The following is a 17,484-nucleotide window of genomic DNA, read 5'->3' on the forward strand; positions in this document are numbered from 1 at the left end:
TGTAATTTAATGCAGTGCTAACTAATTGCTAACTAATTGGTCACTCATCACTCGCTAATTATTTACTCATCACTCGCTAGTTTTTCACTAACTATATTATAACATGCAAAAAATAAAGGGCTGCCAACGGCAACCCTTTATTTGTGAAATTAGCGTTTTTCGCGAATACGCGCAGCTTTACCAGTGAGATTACGTAAGTAATACAACTTAGCACGACGAACCACACCACGACGCATAACTTCGATTTTAGCCAAACGTGGGCTGTGAAGTGGGAATGTACGTTCTACACCCACACCGGAAGCAATACGACGAACAGTGAAAGTTTCACGAACGCTACCGCCTTGACGGTTAATAACCAAGCCTTCAAAAACCTGGATACGTTCACGTGTGCCTTCGACAACTTTTACGTGTACACGAACGGTGTCGCCGGCGCGGAATGCAGGAATGTCTGCACGAAGCTGTTCTTGCTCAATTACGTTAATAATGTTCACTTTTTTTCCTCCTTATTGTAGACATTCTTACCCATACCTCATAGGCAGCGGACTATCTCAAAATAACAGTACTATAATATCACATACTAACTATATATAGCAAGTCTATTTTTGTAAAATTTTTACTGCGACCAACTATTTCCATCAGCCCTATATTTTCGCTACTTACGAATGACTTCAGCCCAATTAGAGTATGCCGAATAGTTTCATACCCAATACGCCGCCCCAGAAGTGAATTAAGAAACTCACAACCGAAATAGCCAGGCCAACGCGCCACCACGTACCCTGCGGTACATAGCCGACACCGAAGAAAATCGGCGTTACGCCGGAGCTGTAATGTGTCAACGTACAGCCCGGGCTGTTCATCAAACCAAATAACAAGATGGTAAACGGTATAGGAGCCCCCATCGCCACCAAAATAGCCGCAAAAGCGGAGAACAAAGCGGTAATGCGAGCGGTGCCGCTGGCAAAGAAATATTGAGAATACACGAAAGCCGCTGATACAAAGAAAGAGGCCCAGAACCAGTCATACCCTTTCAGGAAGTTACTTACGAAATCCGCAAATACTGCAACAACGCCTAACTTACCAAGGAGCCCGGCCATACCGACGAGGGTACCCATCCAGATGAGTATATCCCAAGCCGTTTTTTCGCCCAATATATCATCCCACGTTAATGAGCCCGTCACAACACAGGCAAGAACGCCGATTAAAGCGACAGCCATTGGATGCAATTTAGTCCAGATAGCTGTAGCCCATAAAATGATACAAGCCACAAAAATCAAAGCCACATAAATTTCACTCTTGGTGATAGGTCCTAACTTATCCAGCTCTTTTTGTGCCATCGCCGGTGCTTCCGGCGTCGCTTTAATTTCAGGCGGATAGATTTTATAAATGAACCACGGCATTAAAATCATACAAATCACACCGGGAATCACGCCCGCCTGAAACCATTCCCACCAGGAAATATCATAACCGAATAGCTTGGCCCCTAAGGAGGTAATCAATAAGTTACCGCTACAAGCCGTTAAGAAAATAGTAACGGTAATCGTATTAATGGTGTGAGCCGTAGTCATCAAAAAGGCACCGATTTTGCGGGACGAGCTGTCGTGTGGATTGGATCCGAAGGACAGTGAAACATTTTGCACAATCGGGAAAATAATCCCGCCCCCCACGGGCCGTATTTGACGGCGTTGCCGGCGATATAATCAAATCTGCACAGGCTAACGCATAGGATAGCTTCAACGAACTGGTACCGAATAAATGAATTAAGGTATACGCAATCCGCTTGCCGAGGCCGGAATTAATGATGCCGCGGGAGAAAAATACAGCTGCCACGATGAGCCATACATTAGCTTCCGCGTAACCGCCCAAAGCTTGTACCATAGTGATAGATTTAGTCGCTACGGCAGCAACAACGCCAAAAATCGCCATAATCCCCGTAGGCCAGGGGCGCAGAATAAAGCCTGCAATAGTGGCTATAAAAATAGCCAACAATTGCCAACCTTCCGGCTTAATGGCCTCGGTGTGAGGTAAAAACCATATAACAAGCCCTACCAAAACGGTTAAGGCCGCTCGCATAAAAGTATTCATATTAACATCCCCAAATCATATAAATCTGCTCTCTCTTTCAGATTTATTCTAAATTTTTTAAGTACTTATATCTTGTTTTGAACGTGTTCAATTTGATATTGTAATTTAGTTTTATTTTAAAGTACTTACATCCCCGATAACAGCCATGGATTCATAGGCCAAACGCACTAATTGTAAACGATTGGCTTTAACCGCTTCATCGTCGACCATAACCATAACATCTTCAAAGAATTTATTAATAGCCGGTACCAAGGTTTCAGGAATAGCTACTACTTTATCATAATCCTTGTTTTCAAGGGCTGTTTGTGAATTTTCATAAGCAAGAACCGCTTCTTTGAATAATGCTTTTTCAGCTTCGTCACTGAATAACAAATCATCCACAGCCTTATAGCTTTCGTTTTTAACCAAGTTATACATACGCGTATAAGCCTGAACGAGTTCTACATTTTCATCGATACGATGAGCCATAATAGCTTTAACAAGGCCGTCAGCCTGAGTTACGGTAACAGTCGGATTGGATAATACCAATTCAATAACATTGTGCGGCACTTCATGATCGAGGTAAATATTTTTCAAACGAAGGGCAAAGAAGTTATTCAACTGTCCTACGATTTCATCGTGTTTAGCTTCCGGAACGCCTAACAATGTTAAATCCTGGCGCCATAACGGTTCTAAAGAAACATTCCAAGCACTATTGCTTAAAATATTCAATACGCCGATAGTCTGACGACGAAGTGCATAAGGGTCCTGGGAGCCGGTTGGAATTAAGCCGCGGCTGAAAGTAGCCACAATATTGTCAACTTTGTCGATAATGCTGAGCACTTTACCGGCCGGAGTTTCAGGCAAAATATCGCCGGCAAAACGTGGCAAATATTGTTCAAAAATAGCTTCCGCCACTTCACCGGATTCACCGTCGAGCAAAGCATATTCTTTACCGATAATGCCCTGTAATTCAGTGAATTCAGTTACCATGCCGGTTGTTAAGTCCGTTTTTGCCAATACGGTAGCTCGTTCAAGTTCAACCATGGCGTCTTCACCAAGGCCGCAAGCTTCACCGAATTCAGCACCTAAGGCTAATAAACGTTCAGTTTTATCAGCTAAATTACCGAGACCTTCTTGGAATACGATTTTCTTAAGGCCTTCAGAACGATCGGCCAAGGCTTTTTTACGATCTTCATTAAAGAAGAATTTAGCATCGTCCAAACGAGCACGCAATACGCGTTCGTTACCGGCTGTTACCACATCAAGACTATGGCTGTCGCCATTGCGAACGGTAAGGAACATTGGCAATAATTTACCGTCTTTGGATACCAATGGGAAATAACGCTGATGGTCTTTCATCGGCGTAATAACCGCAGCATCCGGCAATGCCAAGTAACTTTCATCGAAAGTACCGCAAAGAGCTGTCGGATATTCTACCAAGTATAAAACTTCTTCCAATAAATCGTCGTCCCATACGATGGTAGCATTTTTAGAATCAGCCAAATCATGAAGTTGTTTACTAATCATGTCACGGCGTTTATCTTGATCCACGATAACAAAGTTATCTTCCAAGTTTTTGATATAATCAGCCGGATGCTGTACAAGCACACCGCGTTCACCTAAGAAACGATGGCCACGGCTGAAGTTGGAGGAACGAACACCGGCAAATTCCACCGGAATTACGGCGGTGCCCAATAAAGCCAAAATCCAACGAACCGGACGAATGAATTTATCATCCAAATCGCCCCAATGCATAGATTTAGGGAAACTTAAACCATGAATTAATTCAGGCAAGATTTGTGTGAAAATATCCATAGCTTTAACACCGGCTGTTTTGGTTTCAGCGTAAATATAACCGTCTTCTACTACTAAGTCGGCTACATCAAGGCCTTTACCGCGGGCAAAGCCGATAGCGGCTTTTGTCGGATTGCCATCTGCATCATAAGCGATAGCTGCGGAAGGTCCTTTATGGCGTTCGCTCAATTCTTCGGACATATCCGCTGCACCATCAACCATTAAGGTAATACGGCGTGGTGTGCCCATAGTGCGAATCACTTCATATTTTAAATGATGTTCCTGCAATTTAGTTTCCGTTAAGGATTTAAGCTGTGCTAAAATGCCGGGCATGGCGCCGGCCGGTATTTCCTCAGCACCAATTTCAAATAATACATCTTCAGCCATATTACTTATCTCCTTTCAAGAGTGGGAACCCTAATTCTTCACGTTTATCCAAGTATGCCTGAGCGCAAATACGAGCAAGACTGCGTACACGACCGATGAAAGCGGTACGTTCGCTGATACTGATGGCGCCGCGAGAATCTAATAAGTTAAACGTGTGCGAGCATTTTAACACATAGTCGTAAGCCGGCAAAATATAGCCTTCTTCACAAATGCGTTTAGCTTCTTTTTCATACATTTCAAACAAAGTGAATAACATATCCGTATCGGCTAAATCGAAGCTGTAAGCAGACTGTTCCACTTCATTAAGATGCCAAATATCGCCATACGTTACATTTTCATTCCATTTCAAATCATACACGTTTTCTACGCCCTGAATATACATAGCCAAACGTTCCAAACCATACGTAATTTCTACAGATACCGGTTTTACATCGATACTGCCCACTTGTTGGAAGTAAGTAAACTGCGTTACTTCCATGCCGTCGAGCCAAACTTCCCAGCCGAGACCCCAAGCGCCTAAAGTTGGCGATTCCCAGTTGTCTTCTACGAAGCGGATATCATGGTCTTTCGCATGAATCCCCAAAGTTTCCAAGCTTTTTAAATACAACTCCTGAATATTTTCAGGCGATGGTTTAACGATAACCTGGAATTGATGATGTTGGAACAAACGGTTTGGATTGTCACCATAACGGCCATCCGCCGGACGACGGGATGGTTCCACATAGCAAACGGCCCAAGGTTCAGGTCCGATAGCGTGTAAAAAAGTCGCCGGGTTCATTGTACCGGCCCCTTTTTCCATATCATAAGGCTGTTGTAAAATACAACCTTGCTCTGCCCAGAATTTTTGCAGATTTAAAATTATTTCTTGAAATGTCATGTTCGTTCCTCCTAACATGGTGGCCCTTTAGGACACTAACTTCTGTTACCATACCAATTCCCGTTTATATTGTCAACCAAAAACATATGTCCTCGGTCAAAAATTGCTTATATAGTAATAATTATATGCGTAACTTACTAACTATTATTAAAGCCATTGCTAATCAAAAGCTTTCGCCTTCATTTCATGTAAGAATCGCAAAGAACTGAGTTCTTGCCCCAACTGTATCGTTGTATAGGCAAAAAGCGCACGCTCCAACTCGCGCCACAATGTACGGGGCAATTGAACCGATGTGGTATCCTGCCAATCATAGAGCAAAATCTGCCCTATCGCATCTTGCGCCGTTCGCGACAAAGTAAAGCCAGTTGTGTCTGTGAATTCTTTGACAAACCGAGCTACCCCGTCCGCCTGTTGATAGGCTTTAGCGGATGGCACAAAGCCGGCCAGACTAAGTAGTTGCCAACCCAGTAAGATAACGGCTAACGGCACCGGCTTCGTACGAATTAACTCCGAAAATCGCACAACCAAAGTATAAAGATTTATATCTCGTTCTTCCGCAGCAAAGGCGGTGCTGATAAACTCCCCCGCAAAGGCAGCATAGCAAATGCTGTCTAAATCGGTTTCGATGGAGCGAACTAAATAACGACCGTCCAGTTGCTGTAAATCGTAATACTCACCATTCGGCAATAAGGTAATATACACCTGACTGAAAGGCTGTAAATAACCGGCATTTTTAAGCGTCTGCCAACGCCGTTGCGGGATGGAGCAATGAAGAATACCACGTTGTTTTGTCAAAAACGTTACTACTGAATAGGTCTTGCGTTTACGGCGATATAAGACCACCGCATCACAATTTATCGTATTTTGACCTTTCATAGGGTATTACTCCTTTTCCTTATCCTGCTCCTTAGGCTCAGCTTCAGTCTCTTCTTCAACCGGTGGTACCGGTGCCGCTTTGAGACGGGCAATGCGATACCCTTGCATTTCTGTAACGGTGAAAACATAACCGGAAAGCTCAACCGTATCGCCTACAACCGGCGTACGTTCCAGCATACCGAAAATATAACCGCCGATAGTATCTTCTTCCGGCTCATCGAAGTCAACATGCATAGCATATTCCACTTCGTCCACAAGGACTTTGCCGTCAAAATCGAAGGTGCCGTCATCATTGATGACTACAGCCGGTAAATCTGTTTCATGCTCATCTTTAATGTCGCCAACGAGCTCTTCGATAATATCTTCGAGGCAAACAAGACCCACCATACCGCCGTATTCATCAACTACAACAGCCTGATAAATTCGACGGGTACGCATATATTGTAAGAGTACGGAAAGCTTCATGACTTCCGGTACGGTCAAAATATCGCGACGAACTAAGCGTAAATCTTTCCGAGCCTTTTCTTTTTGCTCCATTAAATCCTTAATATGAACAAGGCCGATTACATGATCCTTATCTTCCATACAAAGGGGATAACGGGTATGACTTGTTTCAGAAATAATTTTTAAGGTTTCTTCAAAGTCATCTTCCACGTAGATGCAATCTACATCTTGACGAGGAATCATAACTTCACGAGCCATGCGCTCCACAAAGTCAAATACATTATCGATAAGCTCGCCCTCCACATGGTCAAGCTTACCTTCCGAATGAGATCGGTTAACCATCATACGAATTTCTTCTTCCGTATGCACTAAGTCCAGTTCGTTTTTGTACAACGTGCCGAAGCTCTTTAAGAAGATAGCGCTCACTTTTTCCGCCACCCATACTAACGGTGTAGCTATAAAGCCTACGCCCATAACTATCTTGGCAGTCCAACGGATATAGCGAATCGGGAAAGATAAACCCAATGCTTTAGGAATAATTTCACCGAAAGTCAGGATGGATAACGCAATCAAGGCTATCACTATAAAATCGATAATACCGGCCAGCCAATCAGTTTCGACCTCAAACAATCGCTCCCAATCTGCAATAAACGGTGCTATCAAAGCACTGCCAACGCCGGCAAGGAGTACGATAAAAAACAGAATCAAAAATTGCGCCGTATTAATAAACCGAGCCGGTCGTTTATACAAATTTCGCAAATACGCTTTGGCCACTTCACTTAAATCTTCAATATCATCCAAATGCTCTTCACTGAGCCTTGCGAATGAAAATTTTGCCAAAACTAAAATATTAATCATTACAATACAAACTACGGCCAACCCTATCAATAATATGGCGGCCCCTAGGGGGGTATCTATACCAATCATTCCTTTCTATTCATAACCAAATTCAGACAACATGCCTGATTTGTTGCGCCAATCCTTTTTAACTTTTACCCATAAATCGAGGTAAACTTTGGTGGCCAATAAGCGTTCTACATCCGTTCTCGCTTCAGCCCCTAATTCACGCAACATATTTCCTTTTTTACCGATTATTATACCCTTTTGCGAGTCCCGTTCGCAATAGATAGTTGCACGAATGTAAGTGGTGCCGTCGGGACGTTGTTTCATCTCATCTACATCAACAGCGATAGCATGCGGAATTTCTTCACGCGTTTTAAGCAAAATTTTTTCACGCACAATATCGGCAATAATAAGACGTTCCGGCTGATCCGTAATCATATCTTCCGGGAAGTACTGCGGACCTTCCGGTAATACTTTTTCCAATACGTCCAATACTTCATGGATATTATCCTTTTCAAGGGCAGAAATAGGAATAATCCCTTCAAAGGGATATAAATTCTGATATTCTACGATAGTTTCCAAAATTTGTTCTTTGGACAAAGTGTCAATCTTATTGATTACCAAGAATACCGGTACATCCACATTCTTAAGCTGTTCGATGATGAAATTGTCCCCGGGCCCGCGTTTTTCATTGCCTGCCACCAAGAATAAAACGGCTTCTACTTCTTTTAGCGAGTCTACGGCCGCTTTTACCATGAATTCACCCAATTTGTGTTTCGGCTTATGAATCCCCGGCGTATCCATAAACACAATCTGTTTTTTCTCATCCATGTACACACAAACGATGCGATTACGCGTCGTCTGCGCTTTATCGGAAACAATCACAATTTTATTGCCAATGAGCGCATTGATTAATGTGGATTTGCCCACATTCGGACGCCCTACCACTGCTACAAAACCGGATTTAAAATGTTTATCTTTATTCATTATATGGTGCATCCTCCCGCACATAACCTAAATTGCCCAATACGAACTCTTCTTCGCGGCGCATTTCCGCTTTATCTTCATCCGTCATATGATCATAACCCAAAATATGTAAACAACCATGAACTGTTAAATATGCCAATTCCCGTTCAAACGGATGGCCGTATTCTTCAGCCTGTTCGGCTGTTCGTTCCAAGGAAATAATCAAATCGCCAATCAAATGAGTTTCCACTTCCATATCAATTTCGTCCCCTTCATTGAGGGCAAAAGACAAGACATCGGTTGGACGGTCGATGCCGCGATACTCTTTATTGAGCTGATGGATTACTTCATTGTTACAAAGTAATACACTGAGCTCTTCTTCATCGCTGAGACCATATACTTCGCTCACTTCGCCGCAAACTTTTTGAATAATTTCTTCATTAAGGGCTGCCGTTTTATCACCTTCAACAGGTTCCATGCCTTCTGCATAACTGATTGTAACTATCATAGGTTTCACCGACCTTCCTCTTGTGTAGTATCCGTCTTTTGAACCGGTGTATCAAACTCTTTTGCGATTACATCGGTTGAATCATTTTTTACCGTTTTATCCGCCTTAGCTTGCTTATCCGTTTTATCGTTCTTTTGTTTACTAAGCGGTTTATTTAAATCACGCCCGGTTCGTTTCACTTCATACCGTTCATACGCGCGAATAATCTTACTTACCAGGTCATGACGAACTACGTCCGCATCGGTAAAGTGAACCATGGAAATGCCGGCTAGGCCCGTAAGTACATTTTCCGCCTCAATAAGGCCTGACACCATGCGTCCCGGTAAGTCGATCTGGGTGCGGTCACCGTTAATAACCATCTTAGAGTTGTTACCCAAACGGGTTAAGAACATCTTCATTTGTTCCGGTGTCGTGTTCTGTGCTTCGTCCAAAATGATAAAGGCGTTTTCCAAAGTACGGCCGCGCATGTAAGCGAGTGGAGCCACTTCGATGATACCGCGTAGCATGAAACGGTCAACCTGTTCCAAGCCGAACATATCATTTAATGCGTCATAGAGTGGTCTCAAATAGGGATCCACCTTTTCCTTTAAATCGCCAGGCAAATAACCAAGCTTTTCACCGGCTTCAACGGCCGGACGCGTTAAAATAATACGCTCTACATCGCGATTTTTTAAGTAAAAAGCAGCCAGTGCTACGGCTAGGAACGTTTTACCCGTACCGGCCGGTCCGATGCCAAAAGTAATCGTATTGCGACGAATACTGTCTACATACACCTTCTGACCTTCCGTTTTTGGCGTAATCATGCGACCCTTCATAGTCACATTAATGGTATCTTCAAACATGGTATGCAATAAATCGGCCTTACCGGATTTAACCATGCGCACGGCCATACGAATCTGCTGTTCCGTAATGGCACTGCTTTCTTTATAAAGGAAAACCAGTTCTTCCAGGACACGCCAAAATTGGTTGACAATTTCATCGTCCCCTTTGAGTTGCAACGTATCGCCGCGACTCACCACCTGGCAAGGTAATTCTTCCACAATAATCTTTAAATTTCGTTCTTGCATCCCCAAAATAGGGGCTGCCATTTCATAGCGGGGAAACGTAAAAGTTCGTTCCGTCATACTCTTCTCCTTATTCCTTTTAACTGTAATAAATAAAACTGTAGGATTTTATAAAAATGCCATTAATTGTATCTGCCAATATTCGTTATTCATTTTTACAAAAATTTACGTACTGCCGAGCCGTTTAAGTAGTTACATAAGTCCCCCTGTCGCACATCACGTTCATCCATACGTCGTTCTATTTCTTCTTGAATACGCCACCAGCCCATAGACCAATTCGTAAACAAGGTGTTTTCTTCCGGCGCCCGGCCAACCAAGCGCTGTAAGACTATATTTTTATCTAAATGTCGTAAAAAAGCAATAACACGCTCAATATATTCATCGGCACTGATTAATTCAAATTGTTTCTCTTCATACCACTTGGCCATTAATGTATTCTTTACAATATAAAGAGCATGCAGTTTAACTTGATCAACACCGAGTGCCGTTAAAATCCTGGCCCCTTCAATCGTATCCGTCATGGTATCCCACGGCAGATTGACGATCATATGAGCACAAACGCTGAAGCCGTAACGTTTAGTCCTAAGCACCGCATCAATGAACTCCGCCATGCCGTGACCACGATTGATTTTTTCAAGGGTGTGGTAATTCACCGACTGCAAGCCGTATTCCAAATAAATATCCACACCGTATGTTTCCTTAATACCTTTTAGAATCTCTAGGTACGTGTCGTTAATACAGTCAGGTCTGGTCGCTATGGCAAGGCCAACCGTACTATCAATGCAACCTGCCTCCATATATTCTTTGAAACGTTCCGGTTCCAAATACGTATTGCTGAAATTTTGGTAATACGGAATGTATTTATACGCTTTATATTTAGGGGCAATATGGGCAATATTCTTCACCAATTGCTCCTGCACCGTCATAGAGGCCGGTAGATTTTCATAGCCCGCCCCGATTTCGCCGCAGAATACACAGCCCCCTACACCGGCCGAACCGTCACGATTAGGGCAAGTTAACGGTAAGGCTACAGGCAATTTATATACTTTTTCTCCATATTTTTCTTTCAAAAAAGCCGATATGGCTCGATACCGTTTCGGTTTTGTCGTATCACTCATTAACTAATACCGCCTCCGGTCTTACAAACGGCGTTTGCCGTTGTTTTACATCTATAATTAGCGTCACCCGGTCTATCCCCTTTGTCTTATAGGTCTTCTGTTCCGCTTCGGAAATGGCACCTAATATAACGGCTGTAGCCAATGTGACTGTATGTTCACAATAATCTTGACGAATCCGTCGCCATTCTACAAAGCGATAATTAGGAATAAACTGTTTCACTAATTCTTCGTCACGCCAGAACGTCTCGCCGGCCTGTAACAATTCCTTAGTCTGTTTAGGGAGGCCCAATTCATCGCCCCGCACTTTACCGCCGAAGCTTACCAGGCAATCATATTCCAAGAGCTCTTTACTGATTACATCATTTTGTTTTTCAAAATAATCATGTAAAAAAGCCATTTGGTCGCGATCATTCAATTTACGCTGATGTAAATTCTGGGCGAGCCAGGCTTTCGTCAAATTTTCAAAATAATGGAAGGCACTTTCGCCATTGGCAATTAAACGTCGTCCTAAATAGCCAAACACAGTGCGCAACCGTTCACTGTTGTAAAAACGCTCAAACACATCTTCAAAATGCTTTAAAAAGCGTATTTCATCGTAAGGCATGACATGCGTAGCCAGTACTTCATACGGTGCCTTCGGATCATATACATAATCATAATCCTTACTTCGTTCCAAACCGGACCCTTGTAATAATTTAAGAAACCCGATTTGCAAAGCATGTGGCGTCAAACTAAACACATCGTTAAAAGACTCACCAAAACGCTCATAAGGCTCATGCGGTAAACCAACGATGAGGTCCATATGTACATGGGTTCGCCCACCTTCGATAACGGGACGGATAACCTCACAAATATGGGCCCAATTGTTATAGCGCTGAATGGCCTTAAGTGTTTCCGGATTTGTGCTCTGAACACCTACTTCAATCTGCATACGCCCTTTGGGGGCAGTGACGAGTAAATCAACTTCTTCCTGCCCCATCAAAACCGGTTCCATTTCCAAGTGGAAATTCGTCGCCGTATCCGCATCATGGATCCACTGCATCAGCGGTAAATGATGATGCTTGGCGCAGTTAAAGGTTCTGTCTACAAATTTAACTTGCTTTACCTTATGGTCAATAAACCACTGTAATTCTTTAAAGGTTCGTTCCTGCGGGAAAAATCGTACCGTATTGGCATTGCCCGATAAACAGTACTGACAGTGAAACGGACAGCCGCGAGACGATTCATAGTAAATAATCTTATGTTCCAAATCTACCATATCCGATTCATCATAGGGGAATGGAATCGTACCTAAATCGGCTACTTCCGCCACTTCTTCAGAACCTTTAATAGGATATATCTCATTTAAAGAATTAACGTTCCCAACATTAGCAATCAACGCTGTAACATCCATAGTATTGGTGCCGGTTACATCAGTTCCGGTTTCACGTCCCAATATACCCGTTATAGCCGGTTCCAACGGTGATTCTCCGGCTTGCAATTTAGCCGTTAATTTGGCAAAAGCTTCTTCCCCTTCACCTTGTACAATGTAATCAATATACGGATGCTGTTCTAAAATACGGCGAGCCGTATAAGATACTTCCGGACCGCCCAGTACAATTTTTACCGCCGGTCGTACCGATTTTAACAAAGACGCTACATGGAGTGTCATATCAATATTCCATATATAGCAGGCAAATCCCACTACATCGGCGTCATGTTCCGTTAAATCGCTTATAATATCCAAAACAGGCATATTAATAGTGTATTCCACTATATCATATGCCTGTCCTTGAGTGCGTCCGAAGGCGCGCAAATACCTGAGCGCCAACGACGAATGTATAAATTTTGAATTTAAAGTACTTAAGAGTATGTTCATTAATATCCTCATCATATGATCGCAGTTAACTACACTGCCACTAACTTAGTCATCGGCTATATTATATCATATTTTGAGAATTTTGTGTGAATGGAGGGTATTGATTGTCGAGTTTTACTATAATATTACATTCAATAAACTCTTAATGGTACTTAAAGTTCGTACGTAAAAAAATCACAGTTATAAATTACCGGACAATCAAAAAATTCCGACATAAGCTGTTTAGCCGAAGCATCAGGCTTCTCCGCCACCTGAAAAAAAGCTTTCATAAACAATGCATGCGTAAATACGGCAACATTTTTATGACTACCGCCAAAACGTTCATTTAACAATAAGTGGGCGGCCTTAACACGCTTAATAAATTGCCCGAACGATTCTACCGTAGGATGCATTTGTAAATCCGGATTCAATGTTTCCCAAAATTTTTCCACCATCGGCTTACGCTCCGCCATGGTCGACCCCATACATTTCACCGGATCTAAATAAGTAAATTCACGAACTTCCGGCCATTCTTCAACCGTAGCCGTCGGATAGGCATTAATCGTCGGTTTCGCAGTTTCTTTAGTACGTAAATACGTAGAGTGAATAATATACTCTAAGTGATTAGGCAAATGTTCCGGCACTTCTTGCGCTTGAGATTGCCCCAATGGTGTTAAAGGTATAGTTGCCGTTCCAAACGTTTTTAGACCTGCATTTGCTGCACTTTCACCATGACGGATAAGATAAATTGTTGCCATAAGTCTCCTTTTACTCAATTGCATAATTACACAATCACTCATTACTCCATAATCTGATAAGTCGGGATTAGGCCCGATATTCTACTCAATACTCTACGCTCAACTAATTTTTATTTCCAGTAAACACCCCATACAAGATATAATAAAATTTTATTCCCCGTATAAAACTTTTAAATAATACTCATTATATACTCATTTATCAAGAAAACACAACAATATTTTTATTGATAATACTTTTTAAAAAAAATTGGTATTTTTCACAAAATACTCGCATTTATCCTTATTAACTACATAATAAAAAGAGTTTATTCAAATTTTAAAGCTTCTCGTTATAAATCACTAAACAATCATCATTTACCTAAACAAGTATGTAAATTTCTTGTAAAAGTGTGCCAAGAGGTATAAAATATGAGTGTTACGGATAATTAGTACTTACAAAGTTGATTACTAATCCGATGTAATAATTAAACTTAAAAAAGAGGTCTTTTATGTCTACCGAAATAAGTATTAACCAGACTCCGTCTGAAAATAGATTTATACAAAAAACTCACGAATATTTACCGGCCATATGCCATATGATTAATGATACGGCTCAAGGTTCATTACCGGCTCTATTGCCATTATTTATTACCAATTACGGGCTCACCTATGAACAAGTAGCCATTATTATCTTTTTCAACACAGCCTTAGCTACGGTTGCCCAACCATTCTTTGGCTATTTGGCGGATAAAAAAACCTTTTGGCAAAGTGTTCCATTGGGAATTCTGATTTGCGGCTTTAGTATTGCTTCCATTGCCTTTGTAGACAGTTATGTGGGCATTATTATGTGCGCCCTCATTTCCGGTTTCGGCTCAGCCCTGTTCCATCCGGAGGCAGCGCGTTGGGTTAACGCGATTGCGGGTAAAGAAAAAGGCAAGGCCATGAGTTATTTTTCTGTTGGTGGCCAAGCCGGTTTTACCATCGGTCCTATCATCGGCAGCAGCGCTTATATTTGGGGCGTCAAAAGCCTCTTAATCTTTGCCGTTATCGCCATTGTGGCAGTGACCCTCTATTTAGTATTAAAACCATATAAATTAGCCGCCAAAGCGGAACGTAAAGTAAAAGAAACCTCTGCCAACGTTACGGCTCAAAATGACTGGCGCAGTTTCAATATTCTCTTCGTTACCATTGCGGCTCGCTCCATTTGCTTTGCCGTACTTAACACCTTTATCCCCATCTATTGGATTACCCATTTAGGTCAAACAACGGCATCCGGTAACTTAGCCCTTTCTATTTATTTTGTTTGCGGTATTATCGTTACCGTTCTTGGCGGTACCTTAGCCGATCGCATCGGCTATGTTAAAGCCATTCGTTATTGCTATATTTCCCTTGTGCCTATCATGTTGGCCTTTACTCTAAGTGATTCCTACTGGCTCTCCATGATTCTAATTTTACCGTTAAGTTTCGGTATTTTTACCCAATACAGCCCTATGATTATTTTAGGACAAGTGTATTTAGCTAAAAACATCGGCTTTGCCTCCGGTATTACCTTAGGACTCGGCATTACCCTTGGTGGCATTGTCGCGCCTCTTATCGGTAAATTGGCAGATATGTACGGTCTTCAAAATGCTTGGCTCACTTTAAATCCGATTGTCTGGATTGCCTTACTGTCCACCTATTTCATTACCGATTTGCCTCATTTAAAAAATAAAATCACTACCGTTGAAAAATAAGGTATAATAAAACTGTCTAAGACATATTGCACTAATATATCTTAGACAGTATTTTTACATTATGAATCTTTACATTATAAACCTTTACATTATGAACTGTTCTCTTTTTCAAAATAAGGAGCTCCTATGATACGCATCGGTATGGGCCAAATTGAAATTACGCCCGGCAACCCCCGTAAAAACAGAGATATTATTTTACAAGCGATCGAATACGCTAAAGCCTTGCGCTTGGACCTATTAATTCTTCCCGAACTCGCTCTTAGCGGTTATCTCATCGGCGATGTATGGGATCAACCGGCTTTTGTCAATGAATGCGTAGCCATGGGCGAAACAATTATCAAGTCAACCGATAATATAGCTGTCATCTTCGGCAATGTCGGCCTCGATCCTGACAAAACCAATTTTGATGGACGACCACGCAAATTTAACGCTATTTTCGCCGCTCAAAACGGCGAGCTCATTACCCCTCAGGAATCGCCCTATCCGTTTATTATAAAAACGCTCAATCCGAACTATCGCTTCTTCAATGAAGCTCGCTATTTCACGCCGCTACCGACTGTAGCTCAAGAGTTACATCGCCCGGTTGAGGAGTTGTTAGGCCTTTTACCATTTACTTTTAAAAACGGCGAAATGTTCAATGTAGCCCCACTCTTATGTGAAGATAGCTGGGATGAAAACTACTCCTTCTCTCCAACGACGACGCTTGCGGATAAGAGCACCATTCAAGATGTGCCGATTGATGCATTTATCAATATTTCAGCGTCCCCATTTACCCTTGGCAAAAACGAACGACGCCATCGCCTATTCAGTGAACGCGCTAAGGAATTAGAAACGCCTGTCTTCTACATTAATTCTGTGGGCTTACAAAATAATGGTAAATCCATTTGTACCTTTGACGGTCAATCCACGGTGTACAACCAAGCTGGCCAAGTAGTTGCTCAATTACCGGCCTACGAAGCTACCGTACAGCCTGTTTTAATGGCAAAAACAAGCGAAGCAACCACGGTTGAAAATGCTGACAGCCCGATTACTGAAAATAGCCGAAATGTAACGACTGAAGCACGCTACGAAGTAGTAGATTTATACGATAACCAAACAGTGATTAAAACGCCTGTTAAATCAGAAGCACCTTTGGAAGTTGCTCAAATTTACCGGGCCCTTCATTACGGCTTAAAATCCTTCTTAAAGCAAACAGGCATAAAAAAAATCGTCATCGGCGTGTCCGGCGGTATAGACTCAGCCTTAAACGCAGCCCTCTATGCGACCGTATTAGATCCATCACAAATTTATTTGGTGAATATGCCGACCCGCTTCAATTCAACGGCTACGAAAGATTTAGCAGCTCAACTGGCCAAGAATCTAGGTTGCCAATATGCCGTTTGCCCGGTAGAGGACAGTTTAACGCTCACCGTCAACCAATTTGAGTCATTAACCTTTGAAGGCCCGAACGGCTCCGAACAAGTCAAAGTTAGCTCCTTTGTGAAAGAAAATATCCAAGCCCGCGACCGCTCTGCTCGTATCTTGGCCGGTCTCGCTGCTTCTGTAGGCGGTGCTTTCACCTGCAACGGCAATAAGACGGAATTCACCATCGGTTATGCCACCCTATATGGTGATTTAGCCGGTTTCCTAGCCGCCTCCGGTGACCTTTGGAAATATCAGGTCTATGATTTAGCCAATTATTTAAACCGTGAAATCTTCAAGCGCGAAGTCATCCCCCAAGGCACTATTGATATCATTCCGAGTGCGGAATTATCTGAAAACCAGGATATCACCAAAGGTCAAGGCGATCCATTGCAGTACGAATACCACGACCGTTTATTTAAGAGCTTCATCGAACCTTGGAATCGTATGACGCCGGAAGATTTACTGCTCGCGTATAAAGAAAATCGTTTAGAAGCGATTCTAAACTTACCTAAGCCGATTTCTCATTACTTTGACAGTGCGTCCGACTTTATCGCTGATTTAGAACGTTGGTGGAATTCCTTCGCCGGCCTGGCCGTGGCCAAACGAATCCAGAGCCCGCCTATCATCGTAGTCAGCCGTCGAGCCTATGGCGGTGATTTGCTGGAATCCCAAATGGCACCGTATTATACGGAAAAGTATTTTGAATTAAAAGAAGAATTATTACAGCTGCAATAACTATTATCGGTTCAAAATAATATAACACTAAAAAAGAAATGCCTCGGAAGGTTGAATTATTACCTTTGAACCGACCCCTTAAAGTTAGACCTAAAAA

At 42.4% G+C, this 17,484-nt stretch carries 13 protein-coding genes and 1 pseudogene; 2 read left to right on the top strand and 12 right to left on the bottom strand.

Annotated elements, in window-relative coordinates; translation table 11 throughout:
- Positions 1–149: 149 nt before the first annotated feature.
- The 12 genes and pseudogenes from rplS to QZL64_RS05865 all read right to left on the bottom strand — a co-directional run bounded on the left by rplS (position 150) and on the right by QZL64_RS05865 (position 13,536).
- Entirely contained in the window at positions 150–491 is a 342-nt protein-coding gene (rplS, locus tag QZL64_RS05810; RefSeq protein ID WP_021841063.1) for a 50S ribosomal protein L19, read from the bottom strand.
- A gap of 186 nt (positions 492–677) precedes the next feature.
- Positions 678–2,082, bottom strand: a pseudogene (locus QZL64_RS05815) (DASS family sodium-coupled anion symporter).
- A 111-nt stretch (positions 2,083–2,193) separates the two neighbouring features.
- Entirely contained in the window at positions 2,194–4,245 is a 2,052-nt protein-coding gene (gene glyS, locus QZL64_RS05820; RefSeq protein ID WP_021841066.1) for a glycine--tRNA ligase subunit beta, read from the bottom strand.
- 1 nt (position 4,246) lies between these two features.
- Positions 4,247–5,122 (bottom strand): glycine--tRNA ligase subunit alpha, encoded by an 876-nt coding sequence (gene glyQ / locus QZL64_RS05825; protein ID WP_021841067.1) that lies wholly within the window; start codon positions 5,120–5,122, stop codon positions 4,247–4,249.
- A gap of 159 nt (positions 5,123–5,281) precedes the next feature.
- On the bottom strand, positions 5,282–5,998 hold the full coding sequence (gene recO / locus QZL64_RS05830; protein WP_021841068.1) for a DNA repair protein RecO: 717 nt from the start codon (positions 5,996–5,998) through the stop codon (positions 5,282–5,284).
- Between the two features lie 6 nt (positions 5,999–6,004).
- Positions 6,005–7,369 (bottom strand): hemolysin family protein, encoded by a 1,365-nt coding sequence (locus QZL64_RS05835; protein ID WP_021841069.1) that lies wholly within the window; start codon positions 7,367–7,369, stop codon positions 6,005–6,007.
- Between the two features lie 6 nt (positions 7,370–7,375).
- Positions 7,376–8,272, bottom strand: a complete 897-nt coding sequence (era, locus tag QZL64_RS05840; RefSeq protein WP_021841070.1) for a GTPase Era — start codon at positions 8,270–8,272, stop codon at positions 7,376–7,378.
- Entirely contained in the window at positions 8,265–8,759 is a 495-nt protein-coding gene (ybeY, locus tag QZL64_RS05845; protein WP_226974054.1) for an rRNA maturation RNase YbeY, read from the bottom strand. Before ybeY ends, era begins: the two co-directional genes overlap by 8 nt.
- Positions 8,760–8,764: 5 nt before the next feature.
- Positions 8,765–9,883: a PhoH family protein gene (locus QZL64_RS05850; RefSeq protein ID WP_021841072.1), complete on the bottom strand. Its 1,119-nt coding sequence runs from the start codon at positions 9,881–9,883 to the stop codon at positions 8,765–8,767.
- 95 nt (positions 9,884–9,978) lie between these two features.
- Positions 9,979–10,941: a TIGR01212 family radical SAM protein gene (locus tag QZL64_RS05855; protein WP_021841073.1), complete on the bottom strand. Its 963-nt coding sequence runs from the start codon at positions 10,939–10,941 to the stop codon at positions 9,979–9,981.
- A complete protein-coding gene (locus QZL64_RS05860; protein ID WP_021841074.1) occupies positions 10,934–12,799 on the bottom strand; it encodes a B12-binding domain-containing radical SAM protein in 1,866 nt (621 codons plus the stop codon). Before QZL64_RS05860 ends, QZL64_RS05855 begins: the two co-directional genes overlap by 8 nt.
- Before the next feature lie 152 nt (positions 12,800–12,951).
- On the bottom strand, positions 12,952–13,536 hold the full coding sequence (locus QZL64_RS05865; protein ID WP_021841075.1) for a histidine phosphatase family protein: 585 nt from the start codon (positions 13,534–13,536) through the stop codon (positions 12,952–12,954).
- Between the two features lie 488 nt (positions 13,537–14,024).
- On the opposite strand from QZL64_RS05865, the gene QZL64_RS05870 reads away from it, so the two are divergent.
- Positions 14,025–15,248 (top strand): MFS transporter, encoded by a 1,224-nt coding sequence (locus QZL64_RS05870; RefSeq protein ID WP_021841076.1) that lies wholly within the window; start codon positions 14,025–14,027, stop codon positions 15,246–15,248.
- A 126-nt stretch (positions 15,249–15,374) separates the two neighbouring features.
- A complete protein-coding gene (nadE, locus tag QZL64_RS05875; RefSeq protein WP_021841077.1) occupies positions 15,375–17,387 on the top strand; it encodes an NAD(+) synthase in 2,013 nt (670 codons plus the stop codon).
- Positions 17,388–17,484: the final 97 nt, after the last annotated feature.

Source organism: Veillonella sp. CAG:933, assembly GCF_000431435.1.
Classification (GTDB): domain Bacteria; phylum Bacillota; class Negativicutes; order Veillonellales; family Veillonellaceae; genus Veillonella_A.